Genomic DNA, 16,027 nt, shown 5'->3' on the forward strand with positions numbered 1-16,027 from the left:
TGATTCGGTTAGCCGAGCACGCTCGCCGGGTCGGTGAACGGCAGGTCGAGGTCGGCGGCCACGTGATCTGCCAGCAGCGCGCCTTCGTGAGTCGAAAGGCCTTTAGCCAGTGCGGAATCCGAGAGGCAGGCCGCTTGCCAACCCAGGTCGGCGAGCTTGAGCACGTAGGGCATGGTCGCGTTGGTCAGCGCGTAGGTCGACGTGCGGGGCGCGGCGCCGGGCATGTTCGCGACGCAGTAGAACACCGTGTCGTGGACGGTGAACGTCGGCGACGTGTGCGTGGTCGGCCGGGAGTCCTCGAAGCAGCCGCCCTGGTCGATGGAGATGTCCACCAGCACGGCACCCTTCTTCATCCGCGCTACCAGCGAGTTCGGAATCAACTTGGGTGCCTTGGCGCCGGGCACCAGCACGGCCCCGATCAGCAGGTCGGCGTTGACTGCCGCATCCTCAAGGTCGAGGGTCGACGAGTAGCGGGTCCGGACGCGACCGCCGAACTCCGCGTCGATCTGGCGGAGCTTGTTGATGTTGACATCCAGCACGGTGACCATCGCGCCCATGCCGTTGGCGACGCGGGCGGCGTTGTAGCCGGCCGTGCCCGCGCCGATCACCACGACGTCGGCAGGCTTGACGCCGGGGACGCCGCCCATCAGCACGCCGCGACCGCCGTGGGTGCGCATCAGGTGGTAGGCCCCAGCCTGGGCGGACAGGCGCCCGGCGACCTCGCTCATGGGGGCCAGCAGCGGCAATGCGCCGTCGGCGGTCTGCACCGTCTCGTAGGCGATGGACGTGGTGCCGGACTTCAGCAGGGCATCGGTGCAGGGGCGCGAGGCGGCCAGGTGCAGGTAGGTGAACAGGGTCTGGCCCCGGCGCAGCCGGCCGTACTCGGACTCGATCGGTTCCTTGACCTTGAGCAGCAGGTCCGCATCCGCCCACACCTGGTCGGCGGTGCTGATCAGCTGGGCACCGGCGGCCTTGAAGTCGGAGTCGGAGATGGCGGAGCCTTCTCCGGCGCCGGCCTGGATCAGCACCTCGTGGCCGCGCTTGGTCAAGGCGGCGACGCCGGCCGGGGTGATCGCAACCCGGAATTCGTTGTCTTTGGTTTCGGTTGGAATACCGACTCGCATATTCGCTCCTGCCGATTTGGTGGGGGTTTGACGGGCTTGTGTGACGCGGTTCCATAAGTGTGAAAAAACTTCGGAAGTTATGCAATTACACTGATGATAATTCTGTAATGTGGATGCATGTCTGATGACCTAACGGGATCTAGCGGCCGAGAGGGAGACTCGCCGAAGGATGTTCGGCCCGCTGTGCTTGACGACATGGACCGCAAGATCCTGCTGCTGCTGCATGGCGATGCCAGGATCACCAACAATGCCCTGGCCCAGGCGGTCGGGATCGCGCCTTCGACATGCCACGGCCGGGTTCGCCGACTGGTCGATCTCGGCGTGATCCGCGGGTTTTACACCGATATCGACCCCGTCGCGGTGGGCCAACCGCTGCAGGCGATGATCTCGGTCAGCCTGCAGGCCAACGCCCGTGGCAAGATCCGCAGCTTCATTCAGCAGATCCGCCGCAAGCGACAGGTGATGGATGTCTACTTCCTGGCCGGTGCCGAAGACTTTCTGTTGCATGTCGCCGCTCGGGACACCGATGACCTGCGCTCATTTGTGGTGGAGAACCTCAACGCGGACATCAACGTCGCGGGCACCCAAACGTCGCTGATCTTCGAACATCTACGCGGGGCCGCGCCCCTTTAGGCCGGTCCGCCCTGGTTATGATCACCCAATGACCAAGCCTTCTGTGGCGGCCACTGTCGAGATCGATGCCACCCCCGAGCGGGTGTACGGACTGATCACCGACCTGAGGACACTGGCGTCGCTGGCCGAGGAGGCGGTGGCGATGGAACTGCAGAAAGGCGATGGAGTCGGTAAGGGGGCCGTGTTCGTCGGCCACAACCGAAACGGTGGCCGGCGCTGGAAGACGACCTGCACGGTGACCGACGCGGAACCGGGCCGGATCTTCGCGTTCGATGTCCACTCCATCTTCATTCCGGTGTCGCGGTGGCAGTACGACATCGTCGGTGCCGATGGCGGTTGCCGGGTCACCGAGAGCACCTGGGACCGGCGGCCCGGGTGGTTCCGCAAGGTGGCCGGCCTGGCGACCGGGGTCAAGGATCGGGCCGCGACAAACGCCGAGCACATCGCGACCACGCTGCAGCGCCTGAAGCAACGTGCTGAGGCTGGCGACTGAGTTCTTCACCATCGGGGGATTGCATCACTATACTTGCGAGCACGAGTTGTCTATTGAGGCGACATATGAGGCGTTAATGTAAACGTCCAAGGCAAGGGGGCCTTATGTTCACCGTCGATAACCGCGCAGTGGGGCCGCACTCTGGAGAATCGGGTGCGGCCGACCACGAGCGTCTCGTTCTCGAGGCTCGCGATGTCGAGTTCGACTGGGCGAACCTGCCGTTTCATTACGTTCCCAACGAGCCGCTGCCCACCCATGTGCTCAACGTGCTGCACCTGCTGCTGCCCGCCGGCGAGGAATTCTTCGTCGAGGTCTTCAAGAAGACGTTGCCATTGATCAAGGATGATCAGCTGCGGCTGGATGTGCAGGGGTTCATCGGCCAGGAGGCGATGCACTCCCAGGCACACTCCGGTGTGCTGGCCCACTTCGAGGCCCAGGGCGTGGACGTGACGCCTTATACCGACCAGATCAGGTGGCTGTTCGGGAAGCTGCTGGCGGAGAAGCCGGGACGCAATCCGCGACAACGGCACCGCTGGCTGCTGGAGCAGGTCTCCTTCATCGCGGCAATCGAGCACTACACCGCCGTATTGGGGGAGTGGATTCTGAACTCGCCGCAACTCGACGTGGTCGGCACCGACCCGGTGATGCTGGACATGCTCCGGTGGCACGGCGCAGAAGAGGTCGAGCACAAGGCGGTGGCGTTCGACACCGTGAAGCACCTGCGCGCGGGGTATTGGCGGCAAGTGCGTGCGCAGCTGGCCGTGACGCCGGTGATGCTGTTGCTGTGGATTCGCGGGGTCCGGTTCATGTATACGGTGGATCCGCTGCTGGCGCCGGGCACCAAACCACGGTGGCGGGACTACGTCAGGTCCGCGCGTCGCGGTCTGACGCCCGGCCCGTGGCGACTGATCCGGGTGGTAGGCGACTACTACAAGCCGGGCTTTCACCCCTCGCAGTTGGGTGGACTCGAGCGGGCCGTCGACTACCTGGCCGTCTCTCCCGCCGCCCGGGCGTCGCACTGAGGCCAATGAACACCGCTTCGCGAACGGGAATCACCGCATCCGACGGCGCCACCCTGGCTGTGTATCACTACACGCCGCTAGATCCGCAGTGCCCGACCATTTTGGCCGTTCACGGCTGGCCCGATAACCACCACCTGTGGGATCCGGTGGCCGAGCTGCTCGGCGATCGCTACAACGTGGTTGCCTATGACGTGCGCGGCTCCGGCGAATCATCCTGTCCTGCCAGTCGTTCCGGGTACCGGCTGGAACAGCTGGTTTCTGACACCGGCGCGGTGATCGACAGCCTGGGCGTCGATCGGGTGCACCTGCTGGCACACGATTGGGGCTCGATTCAGGGCTGGGCCGCGGTGACCGCCGACTCGGTCATGGAAAAGGTCGCCTCATTTACCTCTATCTCGGGCCCGCACCTGCAGTACGCGGGTGCGTTCCTGCGCTCGGGGCGCACCCCCCGCTCGGCGGCCCAGGTTGCCAGGCAGCTTGCCAGTTCGGGATACATCGGGTTCTTCTTGTGCCCGGTCGTGCCGGAACTCTTCTTCCGTTCCGGCATCGGGGTGAAACTCGTTGGGGCGTTTGAGCGCATCGGTCAATCGAGCACCCGCAGTCAGCGTGGTCAGACGCCGCGCTCGATCGGGGACTATGTGAACGCGCTCAACCTCTATCGGGCCAACATGCCCGCCGGATTTGTCACCGATGGGTCGTCACTCCCGCAGACCAGCGTGCCGGTTCAGGTGTTGGTGCCCAGGAAAGACATGTTCGTGACGCCGGCTCTGCAACGTTTCACCGGCGCGATTCCGGGCGGCGGCAGGGTGGTCCCGATCGAGGGCGGGCACTGGGTGGTGACCTCGCGTCCGGACGTGGTCGCACGGCTGACCGCCGACTGGGTGGACCGGGTCGTTGCGGGTACGGGCGACGCCGCGGCGACCGTGGTGCGCGCGGGCCCGGGTGAGGTGCGCGGTCAGCTCGCTTTGGTCACCGGGGCGGGTGCGGGCATCGGCCGAGCCACCGCGGTGGAGCTGGCGCGCCAGGGCGCCCGCATGGTGATAATCGCCGACCGTGACCTTGCCGCGGCCAACGAGAGCGCAACACAGGTGCGCGCCGCGGGCGCGGCGGCGGCCGTGTACCAGGTCGATGTCAGCGACGAAACGGCGATGAACGACCTTGCCGCGCAAGTCCTTGACGAACATGGTGTCGTCGACATCCTGGTGAACAACGCCGGAATCGGGATGGCGGGCAGGTTTTTGGAGACGACCCCGCAGCACTGGGACGCGATCCTGGGGATCAATGTCGGTGGCGTCATCAGCGGGAGCCGAGCATTCGGTGCCCAGATGGTCGAGCGCGGTCAGGGCGGAACGATCATCAACATCGCGTCGGCCGCCGCGTATCTCCCGTCGAAATCGATGGTCGCCTACAGCACCACCAAGGCCGCGGTGCTGGGGTTCAGCGAAGCGTTGCGCGCCGACCTAGCCGACGAAGGCATCAGCGTCACAGCGGTGTGCCCGGGCTTCGTCAACACCAACATCGCCAAGAGCACTGTCTACGCCGGGATGTCGACCGAGCAACAAGAGCGCGCCCGGCAGAAGGCGGACGCGGCCTATCGGCGTCGTAATTTCACCCCGGAAGCGACCGCAAGGGCGATCGTGAAGGCCATCAGGTCCGGGCCGGCCGTGTTGCCGGTGGCCGCGGAATCCAAGGTGGGCTACGCGATGCGGCGCATCAGCCCGTCGATGATTCGGATGTTCGCACGCTTGGACATCCGGCAGCGGTAGAAAGTTGGGGGATATGGCGGTGTCGGAGAGCAGCTGGACCAGCAGGCCCGCCGATCTGTACGGTCGCAGCCACCGGGATCGCTTTGCCACCGCATTGTGGGGTGTGCGCACCATGTTCGGTGGATTCGCCCGGTTCTCGCGGTGGAATCCGTCGCGGGTAACGCCGGTGGGCCGGACACATCGCGCCAGGGTGGTTGAGCGCGAGCTCGTCGCGCCCGACGTGGTCGCGCTGACCCTGGCAGACCCGGACGGCGGATTGCTTCCGTCCTGGTCACCCGGGGGGCACATCGACGTGCAGCTGCCCTCTGGCCGGCGCCGCCAGTATTCGCTGTGCGGCCCACCGGGGCGCCGCACCGACTACCGCATCGCGGTGCGCCGCATCGCCGACGGGGGCGGCGGTTCCATCGAGATGCACGCCGCTTACCAACCGGGAGACATCCTGGTCTTCGAGGGGCCGCGCAACGCGTTCTATCTCGGTGCTGCCGAGCACGACATGCTCTTTGTGATCGGCGGTATCGGGGTGACTCCGATTCTGCCGATGGTCGCGCTGGCCCACCAGCGCGGCGTCAATTGGCGCGCGATGTATGCCGGTCGCAGCCGCGAGTACATGCCCCTACTCGATGAGCTCGTGGCTATGGCACCGGAGCGGGTGTCGGTGTGGGCCGACGACGAACACGGGCGCTTTGCCCAAGTGGAAGATCTGGTGGCCGGCGCCGGACCGAAGACGGCCGTCTACGTGTGCGGGCCACCCCCAATGCTGGAGGCGGTACGCGCGGCGCGTGCTGAATATCCCTGTGCACCTTTGCACTACGAACGATTCAGCCCGCCGCCGGTCGTGGACGGGGTGCCGTTCGAGCTGGAGCTCGCGCGCACCGGCGAGGTGCTGAGCATCCCGGCGAATCGGACAGCGCTGGACGTCATGCTCGACCACGATTCGACGACCGCGTACTCCTGCCAACAGGGATTCTGTGGCACGTGCAAGGTCAAAGTGCTTGCCGGACAGGTTGATCACCGTGGCCGGGCGGCGCAGGGGGACGACGAAATGCTGGTCTGTGTTTCGCGGGGGCACAGCGCTCGGGTCGTCATCGACGCCTGAGCGACTCAGGGTGTTCGAGAATTCTTCAGGTAACCCGCCAGCGCATTGGTGAGCGCGCGTCGTGCCAGCTCGAGGTCGGCGTAGGAACCCAGTTGTCGCTCTGACACCAGCCCGCGCATCGCGCCGGGAATGAGGGCGGCGACCTCACGCACCCGGTTGGGGTCGACATCGAGATCGGCGAAGGCGTTCTGGCACGTTTCGAGCCAGCTTCTGCCCCAGGAGAACAGCTCGGCCGCGGTGCGGGGATAGAGGCGCTCGAGTTCGCCTGGGTCTCGGGGCAGCGCGGCGCGCAGGTTCTCTATTGCGCGTGAATCGGCCGATGCCAGGCCGTGAAACAGGGTCTCGATGACGGCGGCAACTCGCTCCTGCAGGGGCCGGCCGGACTGCAGCGGCTTCGACAATGCCAACATCGACCCCGCACGCCGCTCGGCGGTGCGGTGCAGTACGGCGGCCCAGAAACCGTCGACGTCGCCAAACTGGTATTGCACCGCACCCCAGGTGGCGCCGATCTCCTTGGCGATGCGGTTGGCCGAAACCGAGCCCGGATCCCCGGAAGCAAGTGACGTCAGCGCCGCTTCGAGCATGCTCTCGCGGGTGGCGTTGCCGCGCCGGTTGGGGCGTCTGCCTGCGACTCCGGCCCGAGTCATGTGCCGATGGTATCGGCTGTCGCGATGGCAGTAGGGGCAAATCCACATTTTCATAGAAGGTGCTGTGATTTTTTGGCGGGGCGGCCTATCATTCGTACGAAGCCGCCAAGGAGGACTGCTCAGATGGCCAAGCCGCCGCTGTCGATGAAGCCGACCGGATGGTTCCAGGTCGCCTGGTCCGACGAGATCGGCGTGGGTGACGTACGCACCATGAAGTACTTCGACCAGGAATTGATCGCCTGGCGGGCCGAGTCGGGCCAGCTCACCGTGATGAACGCCTATTGCGAACATCTTGGCGCCCACCTCGGCTACGGCGGCAAGGTCGTTGGCGAGGTGCTGCAGTGTCCGTTCCATGGGTGGCAGTGGAATCAGCTGGGTCGCAACGTGTGCATTCCGTATCAGGACCGGCCAAATCGAGGGCGCCGCATTCGTACCTATCCCGTGGTGGAGCGCAATGCGTCGGTCTACCTTTGGCACGATGTCGAAGGCCGTGCGCCGTTCTTCGACGCCCCGGATGTGTTCGCCGGCTTCAACGATGGCAGCAGCGTCGCCGACTACTATCCGCAGCAGCGCCTCTACCGGCACACATTGGAACTGCATCCGCAATACGTGCTCGAGAACGGGGTGGATTTCGCGCACTTCAAGTACGTGCACAACACTCCGATAGTGCCGGTGTTCACCCGCCACGACTTCGACGGCCCAGTGTCTTTCGTCGACTTCACCATCACCTTCGAAGGCGATGACGGCCAGCAGATCGAGGACATCAACAGCGGCGTGGAGGCGATCAACGGCGGCCTGGGAGTGGCGGTCACCAAGAGCTGGGGCATGGTCGACAATCGCACCATTTCGGCGATCACGCCGGTCGACGAATCCACTTCCGATGTCCGGTTCATGGTCTACATCGGCCGTACCCCGGGTAAGGATCCGGCCCGAGCCGAACTCAAAACTGCCGAATTCGGCCGGGAAGTGATCCGTCAGTTCAAGCAAGACATCCAGATTTGGGCTCATCAGCGCTACTGCGACCCGCCAGCGCTAACCACTGATGAACTCGCCGGATTCACCGCAATTCGCCGATGGGCCAAGCAGTTCTATCCCGACGGCATCGGCGGCAGCGCCGCCGAGGTGTATGCAGCGTTGCAGAAAGGCTGAACCGAATGAGTGCACGGCCCCAACCGATTCGGGTCTTTCAGGTCGCCACCGGCAACGTCGGTCGCGAGATGATCAAACGGCTACAAACCCGGCCCGACCTGGAGCTGATCGGGCTGCACTGCTATTCGCCAGACAAGGTCGGCGCAGATGCCGGGGAACTGGCCGGTATCGGCCCGATCGGCGTAACGGCCACGGGCAGCGTCTCCGACATCGTCGCGGCCAAGCCGGATGTGCTCACGTTTCACGGTGTGTTCCCCGACGAAGACCTCTATGTCAAAGTGCTCGAGGCGGGCATCAATATCGTCACCACCGCCGACTGGATCACCGGGTGGCACCGCGATCACAACCATCCACATCCATCGGGCAAGCCGGTGACGCAGCTGTTGGCCGAGGCGTGTGAAAAGGGCGGCGCCACGTTCTACGGCACCGGCATGAACCCCGGCCTGAACCAGATCCTGGGTGTGGTGTGCTCAGCTGATGTGGCCGAGATCGAGAACGTCACCACGATCGAGTCCGTCGACGTGTCATGCCACCACTCCAAGGAGACCTGGATCGAGGTCGGTTACGGTCAACCGGTTGATGACCCGGACATTCCGGCCAAGCTGGAGAAGTACACGCGGGTCTTCGCCGACAGCGTGCTGATGATGGCGGACTGTTTCGACTTGCCGCTCGACGAGGTCAAGTTCAGTTACGAACTCGGGGCCTGCACCAAGGACGTCGACCTGGGCTGGTACACGCTGCCCAAGGGCTCACTCGGCGGTAATTATCTCAAGTATCAGGGCATGGTCGGCGGGGTGCCGCGGGTGGAGACACACCTGGAGTGGCAGATGACGCCGCACACCGACCCGAGCTGGAACATCAAGGGCTGCTACATCACCCAGATCAAGGGTGACCCGTGCATCTACAACAAGCACATGATCTTCCCGAAAGCCGGTGTGGACCTGTCCAACCCGGACAACTTCGCCTCCATCGGCATGACGGTCACCGGCATGCCCGCCCTCAACTCGATCAAGTCGGTGGTGGCGGCACGGCCCGGCTTGATCACCAGCGCTGAGCTTCCATTGCGCGGGTTTGCCGGGCGGTTCAAGAACTAGCCCCGGTCAGGGCCCCCCGTCGTCGAAGAGGCGCTCGGGGTGATGGTAGTCATTGGTGCGTGCGCCGCGGTCGAGCTGTGGGGGCGGGATCCATGCGGTCCGTCCGTTGGGGAGTTTCGTTGTTTGCCAGCCATTTCCGGCCAGCTTGTGATCGGGCTTGCAGGCAAAGGTGAGTTTGTCGACGTCGGTTGGGCCGCCGGCCGCCCACTCGTCGGTGTGGTGCACTTCGCACCAGTAGCCGGGCACGTCGCAGCCGGGGTGGGTGCAGCCGCGGTCCTGCGCGTAGAGGACCAGCCGCTGATCGGCCGAGGCTAGTCGGCGAGATCGTCCGAGATACAGGGGGCGATTTGAATGTTCGTCGAAAACTGCCAAGTAGTGATATGCGCGGCTGGCCATCCGGATCACGTCGCGCATGGGCACAAACGTCCCACCGCCGGTCACCGCGCGGCCCGTGCCCGAAGTCAGTTCCCGCAGCGTGGTCGACACGATGACCGTCACCGGCAATCCGTTGTGGGCACCGAGTTTTGGATCACCTAGCCGGCCGTCGAGCAGGGCGTTGAGGGCGTCGTGGCGGCGCTGGGCGGGGCTGCGCAGATCTTTGTCGGTGACCTCGTCGGTGGGTTCGCCTTTGACGCAGGGTGTTTCGTCATCGGGGTTGCACATTCCGGGTGCGGCGAACCGGGCCAGCCATGCATCGAGATGGGCACGCAGTTGTGGGGTGGCGATGAGTTTGCCGATGCTCATGCCGTCGGGGCGTTGAGCGCACCAGGTAAAGCCACGCTGGCGGGCCCGGTCGGCGTCGGAGAACTTTCCGTCGGGATTGATCAGCACCGCGGCGCGGTTGGCGACCTTTTCGAGTTGGTCGGGCCGCAGCTGCACCGCTTGCCGGGCCAGAAATTGTTCCGCTTGTCTGACCGTGTTGGCCGGTGTGTCCTGGGGGAGATCGCGCACGAAGGCCGCTATGACCTTTACGTGCTGGCCATCCAGCAGGCCCCGGCGCCACACCTGTGCCGTGGCGGGCAGTTCCGCCGGCAGCGGTTGGCCGGTCAGCGTGATGCGCGGTGATAGTTGTTGGGCATCGTGAACCCGGCGACGGGCTTCGGCGCAGCTGATGCGCAGCCAGTCGGCGACCACCTTGTAGACCGGGCCGCCGATGTCGGCCGGATCTTCGGTGGCCAGGCCCGCGATCACGTCGTGGCTGACCACCGCTTGGCGTCGTCGCGCGTTCTCCAGCCGCTGCAGCGCGCGCAGCCGAGCGGCGGGCTCGAGGTGGCCAAGGTCGGCTTCACCGATCGCCGCCACCGCCGCGTCCAGCGCGTCCAACAAGGCGGATATCGAATACATGTTCGAATTCTATGTGTGTGCGGCAACACGGGTGCGGCGGTCAACGGCCGCTGTGGATGAACGCCGGACTGTGGATGACGGTGCCGGGTCTAGGGTGAAGGCCATGCGAGTAGGCGTATTGGGAGCCAAGGGAAAAGTCGGTGCGACGATGGTTTCGGCGGTCGAGTCCGCTGCGGACTTGACCCTGTCCGCCGAGGTGGACGCCGGTGATCCACTGAGTACCTTGACCGAGACAAACACTGAGGCCGTCATCGACTTCACCCACCCCGACGTGGTGATGGGCAACCTGGAGTTCCTGATCGACAATGGAATTCACGCCGTGGTCGGAACCACAGGTTTCACCGCCGAGCGGGTCGAGCAGGTGCAATCATGGCTGGCCAAAAAGCCAAGCACGGCAGTGTTGATCGCGCCGAATTTTGCTATCGGGGCGGTGTTATCCATGCATTTCGCCAAGCAGGCTGCGCCGTTCTTCGACTCCGCTGAGATCATCGAGCTGCATCATCCACAAAAGGCGGACGCACCATCGGGCACGGCCACCCGTACCGCAAAGTTGATCGCCGAGGCGCGGGAAGGCCTGGCGCCCAACCCCGATGCCACCAGCACCAGCCTGCCGGGAGCTCGTGGCGCCGACGTCGACGGGATCCCGGTGCACGCGGTGCGCTTGGCCGGACTCGTCGCTCACCAGGAGGTGTTGTTCGGTACGCAGGGGGAGACGCTCACAATCCGCCACGACAGCCTGGACCGGACATCGTTTGTGCCCGGTGTGCTGCTGGCGGTGCGTCGGGTCCGGGAGCGTCCCGGCCTGACCATAGGTATTGAGCCGCTGCTCAACCTGCAGTGAGTGACCAATGAGTGACACTGTGCGCACCGTGCGTGTTCAGGTGCTGATTGCCTTCATGTGCGTAGCCCTACTGGCGTATTTCGTCATGCTCGGCCGGCTTGCGTTCGCGATGATCGGCTCGGGTCGCGCGGCCGCGGTGGGGCTGGGGTTGGCGCTGCTGATCATGCCGCTGATCGGGTTATGGGCGATGGTCGCGACGCTACGAGCTGGATTCACGCATCAGAAGCTGGCCCGCCTCATCGCCGAAGAGGGACTAGAACTCGACGCCGACGGGCTGCCGCGGCGCGCGTCGGGCCGGATCGAGCGCGATGCGGCTGACGCGTTGTTCGACACGATGCGCGCCGAGTTGGAAGAGGACCCGCAAAATTGGCGGCGCTGGTACCGGCTGGCCCGTGCCTACGATTACGCGGGGGACCGCCGCCGTGCCCGCGAAGCCATGAGAACCGCTGTCGAACTGCAGGCGCGGCAGTGAGCAAGCGACTGTTGATCGTGCACCACACGCCGTCGCCGCACTGCCAGGAGATGTTCGAGGCGGTGGTGGCCGGGGCGACTGACCCTGAGATCGAGGGTGTGGAGGTCGTCCGGCGGCCCGCGTTGACCGTCTCACCGGTAGAGATGCTGGAGGCGCACGGGTACTTGCTGGGCACCCCGGCGAACCTTGGCTACATCTCGGGCGCGCTCAAGCACGCGTTTGACCAGTCCTACTACCAATTGCTCGACTCGACGCGAGGTCGGCCCTTCGGGGCCTGGATGCACGGCAATGAGGGCACCGAGGGAGCCCTACGTGCCATCGACGGCATCACCGCCGGACTCGGGTGGGTAAAGGCCGCGGAGACCGTCGTGGTGATGGGTAAGCCGACCAAGGCAGATGTCGAGGCGTGTTGGAACCTCGGCGCGACGGTCGCCGCGCAATTGATGGAGTGAGTCCCGTGCTGCCGTGATGCGCGCCGATCCCAAGACAGGGGCATTCGAGCCGAGCGCGACGACGTCGATGCGCTGGTGCGCGCGTTGGAACGGGCAAGGGAAATCGTCGCCACCGAGCCGATCGCATCCGCTGTCGGGCCTGAACTTCTCCCAGGCCCGGGTTCCGATGTGAAGGCATGCATTCGAGAAACCGCGATCACCACCCGCCATCCCGCTTGCAGCGTCGCGATGGGGAGCCACGCCTCGGCGCTGCCTCGCATTCCCCGCGCCAACACCAATGCCCCCTCGATCATGATCGGAGAGCGCTGCGCGGACTTCCTGCTCGCACAATCGGCGACACCTACGCCGAGACGGTAATTGTGTCCGGCAAGGAACTCGGGTGCAGGCAAACTTCGAGTGCGTTGCAATAAGAAGCTGCAATCGGCGCGCTTGAGCCCGCATTGGCGGGCAGGCTGTTGGATAATGGATGGCACACCTGGAGCACAGAACGCCAATATCCCCGGCTAGAACGAGAAATGGAATCCCAAGTGGATTTTGGAGCTCTACCTCCGGAGATAAACTCCGCGCGCATGTACTTCGGCGCGGGAGCGGCTCCGCTGCTGGGGGCCGCGGCGGCATGGAACGACATCGCTGTCGAGCTGAGCACCGCCGCGTCCGCCATCGAGTCGGTCATCACCCGGCTCAGTTCCGATCAGTGGTTGGGTACTGGCCGCCGCGGCACAGCCGTTGCTGGCCTGGTTGAGCTACACCGCTGAATCCTCAGCACTTGCTGCGGCGCAGGCCGCGGCGTCGGTGGCCGCCTTCGAAACCGCATTCGCCATGACAGTGCCCCCGGCCGAGGTTGCGGCGAACCGAGCGCGGCTGGCGGCACTGATGGCGACCAACATCTTTGGGCAAAATGTGCCGGCTATCGCGGCTACCGAGGCACGTTACGGCGAGATGTGGGCCCAAGACGCGTCGGCCATGTACGGCTATGCGGCCTCTTGCGCGGGTGCCGTAAGACTGAATCCACTGACCCGGCCGTCGGAGACCACCAATCCGGGCGGGATCGCCAGCCAGGCGGTCGCGGTCAGCCACGCTGCCGCCTCTGTTTCGGTGCAGCAGGCGGGTTTCGAGAACCTGATCAGCACGGTTTCCGATGCGGTCATGAGCCTGTCGGCTCCCGTGACATCCTCACCGCATGTGACGTCACTCGGCGCTTTCATAGAGGACATCATCTTTCTGGATATTCCGCGGTTCGTAGAGTCCGCGTTTCACGGCCTGGGCGCGACCGCGGACTATGCCACCATGATCGCTGCCAATCTGCTGACCTTGCAGACCAGCGCCAATACCGCAACCTCCGCGGGCGGGGTCGCCCCGGCGGCCGCGGCGGGATCCGCACTGGCCCAAACGGTCACCTCCGCGGGCGTTGGCGATGCATCCTCGGTCGGTGCGCTGTCGGTGCCGGTGGGCTGGACTACCGCGGCACCGGCTGCGACCGGCGGCGCCGCCTCCGACGGCACGGGCTGGGCGGTTCCCGACGAGGACGTGCCGAGCCCGGCGGGGATGGTCGCCGGCACCAACGGTGCTGGTGCGCGGCCAGGCCCGCGGTACGGAGTCAAACCGAGGGTGATGCCGAAGAAAGTCCTCGTCTGACCTGAACCTGGACTACGCAGCCGGCCGCTCCTACCGTTTGTTGATATGGGGCAACAACGACACCGGTGAGCGCTGATGTAGTAGCAAAAGGATTGGGACATGAGTTCGGTCATCGAAATCTCCCGCGACCACAACCCGTTCCCGCGAGTAGGGGTTTGCGTCGATCGCAACGGCGTCGCGCGCTACGACGAACTGCCGGCCACCCTGCTGGAAATGCTCGGCGAGCAGTTCGACAGCCGTCCCGACGCCATGGCGGTGATCGAAGTCGGTGGCGACCGGTTGACCTACCGCCAGTTGTGGTGCCGCGCATCGCGAGTGGCCGGAGGGCTGCGGGCCGACGGCCTGAAACCAGGTGACCGGGTGGCCGTGCGATACCCGGCGGGCATCAATTGGGTGCTGGCATTTTGGGGGGTACTGATGGCCGGGGGGATCGCGGTTGCGGTCAACACACGCTCGGCCCGCCCCGAGGTCGAATTCGTGCTAAACGACTGCGGGGCACGGATCGACCTGGCACCACAGGACGCGCTGCCCGATGGCGATCCGTATGTGACCGAGCAACTCGGCCGGCGTGATGTCGCAGCGCTGTTCTACACGTCGGGCACCACCGGACACCCCAAGGGCGTGCCAACGACCCACGAGGCGTTCCTGACCAACACCGAGAACGGGCTCAGATGTCTCGGATTGGCGACGGATCTCGGTGAGCAACTGCGCACCCTGATCACGGTACCGTTGTTTCATGTGACAGGCTGTAACTCACAGCTGTTGACGGCCGCCCGGCTTGGCGGCGTCGCGGTGATCCTGCCTGCACTCGACCTTGACCAGGCGCTCGTAACGCTTCTCGCAGAGCGGATCTCGCTCCTGGTGACCGTTCCGGCGGTGTATTCTTTACTGCTGTGGCACAAGGATTTTGGCGCTGCCGATGTTTCGGGAGTCCGCCAGGTCTGCTACGGGGGTGCGCCGATAGCGCCGTCGCTGGTGCGGCGGGTGAAGGAAGCGTTTCCGCGGGCCACGGTGTTGAATGGATACGGCATGACGGAGTCCGCCTCGCTGATGACCGTGCTGCCCGACCCGGAGGCCGTCGAGCACGCCGATTCGGTCGGATATGCGGTTCCTTCGGTGGACCTGGGGGTAATTCCGTTGCGCGACGGCGGGACCGGTCCAGGTGAGCTGGTAGGCGAGCTGGTGGTGCGTGGCGCCAATGTGACGGCGGGCTACTGGAATCGGCCGGAGGCCACGTCGGCGACGATCGTGGACGGCTGGTTGCATACCGGTGACGTGGTCCGCGTCGACGATGCGGGCCGGGTGCACGTCATCGATCGACTCAAAGACATCATCAACCGGGGTGGGGAGAACGTCTCGAGTGTCGAGGTCGAATCCGTGTTGTTGTCCGCGCCCAGCATCGCCGACGAGTGTGTGTTGGCCGTGCCCGACGAGGTGATAGGGGAGAAGGTCGGAGCGGTGCTGTTCGGGGGCGCCGACCCGATCGATGTGGCCGCGGTGCTGCAACACTGTCGGGCCCAGCTCGCGGACTTCAAAGTCCCGCAATACGTGACCGTGGTGACCAATCCGTTGCCGCGCAACGCCGGAGGCAAGCTGCTCAAGGCCAAGCTTCGCGAGCAGATCCAGTGGGGCGCGGCCTTGCGGTGACTGACGCGCGCGCACGGCCCGCAGAAATTTTTTCGCCACAAGGCTCAATTCGGTGCGGTCGGCCGTGCCAAGGTGACACGCTCGAATGGACAGTGTTAGCGCTGTCGGCGTCGGCGTTAAGAAACCGTAAATGGATTCCTCGCCTGCGTCTTTGGGCCGGAAGTGCGGGGGTGCATATCACTAGCCTTATCTCAGTGCACAGGAGCCAATCGGAAAATATTCAGAAAGTGTTCAGCAAATGTACAGGAAATTCGGTCGCGGCAATGAGCCGGAATGTTTCACAAGGAAGGAGCAATAGATGTCTTTTCTGACTACACAGCCCGAAGAGCTGGCGGCAGCGGCGGGCAAGCTGGAGACCATCGGTGCGACGATGGATGCGGAGAACGTGGCCGCCGTGGCTCCGACCACGACCGGAGTCATTCCCGCGGCAGCAGACGAGGTGTCGGCGCTGCAGGCGTCACTGTTCACCGCCTACGGAACCCTGTATCAGCAGGTTAGCGCCGAGGCGGCGACCCTCTACGACATGTTCGTCAGAACGCTCGGGGTCAGCGCTGGCACCTATGCGGCCGCAGAGACGGCCAATTCGTCGGCGGCCGCCGGCACGCTGAATCC

15 protein-coding genes and 2 pseudogenes are annotated in these 16,027 nt (G+C 65.0%); 14 read left to right on the plus strand and 3 right to left on the minus strand.

The genetic code is table 11. The features are described 5' to 3' along the window. Positions 1 to 8: 8 nt before the first annotated feature. Positions 9 to 1,124 (minus strand): alanine dehydrogenase, encoded by a 1,116-nt coding sequence (ald, locus tag MPSD_RS09575; protein WP_086085009.1) that lies wholly within the window; start codon positions 1,122 to 1,124, stop codon positions 9 to 11. A gap of 117 nt (positions 1,125 to 1,241) precedes the next feature. Between ald and aldR the strand changes: the two genes are divergently transcribed. The 5 genes from aldR to MPSD_RS09600 all read left to right on the plus strand — a co-directional run bounded on the left by aldR (position 1,242) and on the right by MPSD_RS09600 (position 6,134). Then, complete coding sequence (gene aldR, locus MPSD_RS09580) at positions 1,242 to 1,757, plus strand: HTH-type transcriptional regulator AldR (RefSeq protein WP_015355280.1); 516 nt, start codon at positions 1,242 to 1,244, stop codon at positions 1,755 to 1,757. Positions 1,758 to 1,785: 28 nt separating this feature from the next. Beyond that, on the plus strand, positions 1,786 to 2,250 hold the full coding sequence (locus tag MPSD_RS09585; RefSeq protein WP_011740188.1) for an SRPBCC family protein: 465 nt from the start codon (positions 1,786 to 1,788) through the stop codon (positions 2,248 to 2,250). Positions 2,251 to 2,354: 104 nt separating this feature from the next. After that, entirely contained in the window at positions 2,355 to 3,272 is a 918-nt protein-coding gene (locus tag MPSD_RS09590) for a metal-dependent hydrolase (RefSeq protein WP_020788027.1), read from the plus strand. 5 nt (positions 3,273 to 3,277) lie between these two features. Next, on the plus strand, positions 3,278 to 5,038 hold the full coding sequence (locus tag MPSD_RS09595) for an SDR family oxidoreductase (RefSeq protein ID WP_020788026.1): 1,761 nt from the start codon (positions 3,278 to 3,280) through the stop codon (positions 5,036 to 5,038). Between the two features lie 13 nt (positions 5,039 to 5,051). Beyond that, positions 5,052 to 6,134 carry a PDR/VanB family oxidoreductase gene (locus MPSD_RS09600; RefSeq protein ID WP_020788025.1) on the plus strand — a complete coding sequence of 361 codons (1,083 nt, stop codon included), beginning with the start codon at positions 5,052 to 5,054 and terminating at the stop codon, positions 6,132 to 6,134. Positions 6,135 to 6,139: 5 nt separating this feature from the next. On the opposite strand, the gene MPSD_RS09605 is transcribed toward MPSD_RS09600, so the two are convergent. Continuing rightward, on the minus strand, positions 6,140 to 6,781 hold the full coding sequence (locus tag MPSD_RS09605) for a TetR/AcrR family transcriptional regulator (protein ID WP_012393724.1): 642 nt from the start codon (positions 6,779 to 6,781) through the stop codon (positions 6,140 to 6,142). A gap of 123 nt (positions 6,782 to 6,904) precedes the next feature. Here MPSD_RS09605 and MPSD_RS09610 point away from each other — a divergent pair, with 123 nt between their 5' ends. Both MPSD_RS09610 and MPSD_RS09615 read left to right on the plus strand, forming a co-directional pair. Next, the gene (locus tag MPSD_RS09610; RefSeq protein WP_020788024.1) at positions 6,905 to 7,930 is read left to right on the plus strand and encodes a Rieske 2Fe-2S domain-containing protein; all 1,026 of its coding nucleotides are present in this window, start codon (positions 6,905 to 6,907) and stop codon (positions 7,928 to 7,930) included. 5 nt (positions 7,931 to 7,935) lie between these two features. Further along, a complete protein-coding gene (locus MPSD_RS09615; RefSeq protein ID WP_015355285.1) occupies positions 7,936 to 9,024 on the plus strand; it encodes an NAD(P)H-dependent amine dehydrogenase family protein in 1,089 nt (362 codons plus the stop codon). A gap of 6 nt (positions 9,025 to 9,030) precedes the next feature. On the opposite strand, the gene MPSD_RS09620 is transcribed toward MPSD_RS09615, so the two are convergent. Further along, on the minus strand, positions 9,031 to 10,368 hold the full coding sequence (locus MPSD_RS09620; protein WP_015355286.1) for an HNH endonuclease signature motif containing protein: 1,338 nt from the start codon (positions 10,366 to 10,368) through the stop codon (positions 9,031 to 9,033). 103 nt (positions 10,369 to 10,471) lie between these two features. Here MPSD_RS09620 and dapB point away from each other — a divergent pair, with 103 nt between their 5' ends. The 7 genes and pseudogenes from dapB to MPSD_RS30735 form a co-directional block, all read left to right on the plus strand. Further along, positions 10,472 to 11,209: a 4-hydroxy-tetrahydrodipicolinate reductase gene (gene dapB / locus MPSD_RS09625; RefSeq protein ID WP_012393728.1), complete on the plus strand. Its 738-nt coding sequence runs from the start codon at positions 10,472 to 10,474 to the stop codon at positions 11,207 to 11,209. A 7-nt stretch (positions 11,210 to 11,216) separates the two neighbouring features. Further along, the gene (locus MPSD_RS09630; RefSeq protein ID WP_011740195.1) at positions 11,217 to 11,681 is read left to right on the plus strand and encodes a hypothetical protein; all 465 of its coding nucleotides are present in this window, start codon (positions 11,217 to 11,219) and stop codon (positions 11,679 to 11,681) included. Between the two features lie 50 nt (positions 11,682 to 11,731). Further along, positions 11,732 to 12,133, plus strand: coding sequence for a flavodoxin family protein (locus MPSD_RS09635; protein ID WP_085981912.1), 402 nt, complete (start codon positions 11,732 to 11,734; stop codon positions 12,131 to 12,133). A gap of 75 nt (positions 12,134 to 12,208) precedes the next feature. Further along, entirely contained in the window at positions 12,209 to 12,490 is a 282-nt protein-coding gene (locus MPSD_RS09640) for a hypothetical protein (protein ID WP_232022802.1), read from the plus strand. A gap of 170 nt (positions 12,491 to 12,660) precedes the next feature. Continuing rightward, positions 12,661 to 13,768, plus strand: a pseudogene (locus MPSD_RS09645) (PPE family protein). 99 nt (positions 13,769 to 13,867) lie between these two features. Beyond that, a complete protein-coding gene (locus MPSD_RS09650) occupies positions 13,868 to 15,415 on the plus strand; it encodes a class I adenylate-forming enzyme family protein (RefSeq protein WP_020788019.1) in 1,548 nt (515 codons plus the stop codon). A gap of 298 nt (positions 15,416 to 15,713) precedes the next feature. After that, positions 15,714 to 16,022, plus strand: a pseudogene (locus MPSD_RS30735) (PE family protein); the annotation flags it as partial. Positions 16,023 to 16,027: the final 5 nt, after the last annotated feature.

The sequence above is a fragment of the Mycobacterium pseudoshottsii JCM 15466 genome, from assembly GCF_003584745.1.
Taxonomy (GTDB): domain Bacteria; phylum Actinomycetota; class Actinomycetes; order Mycobacteriales; family Mycobacteriaceae; genus Mycobacterium; species Mycobacterium marinum.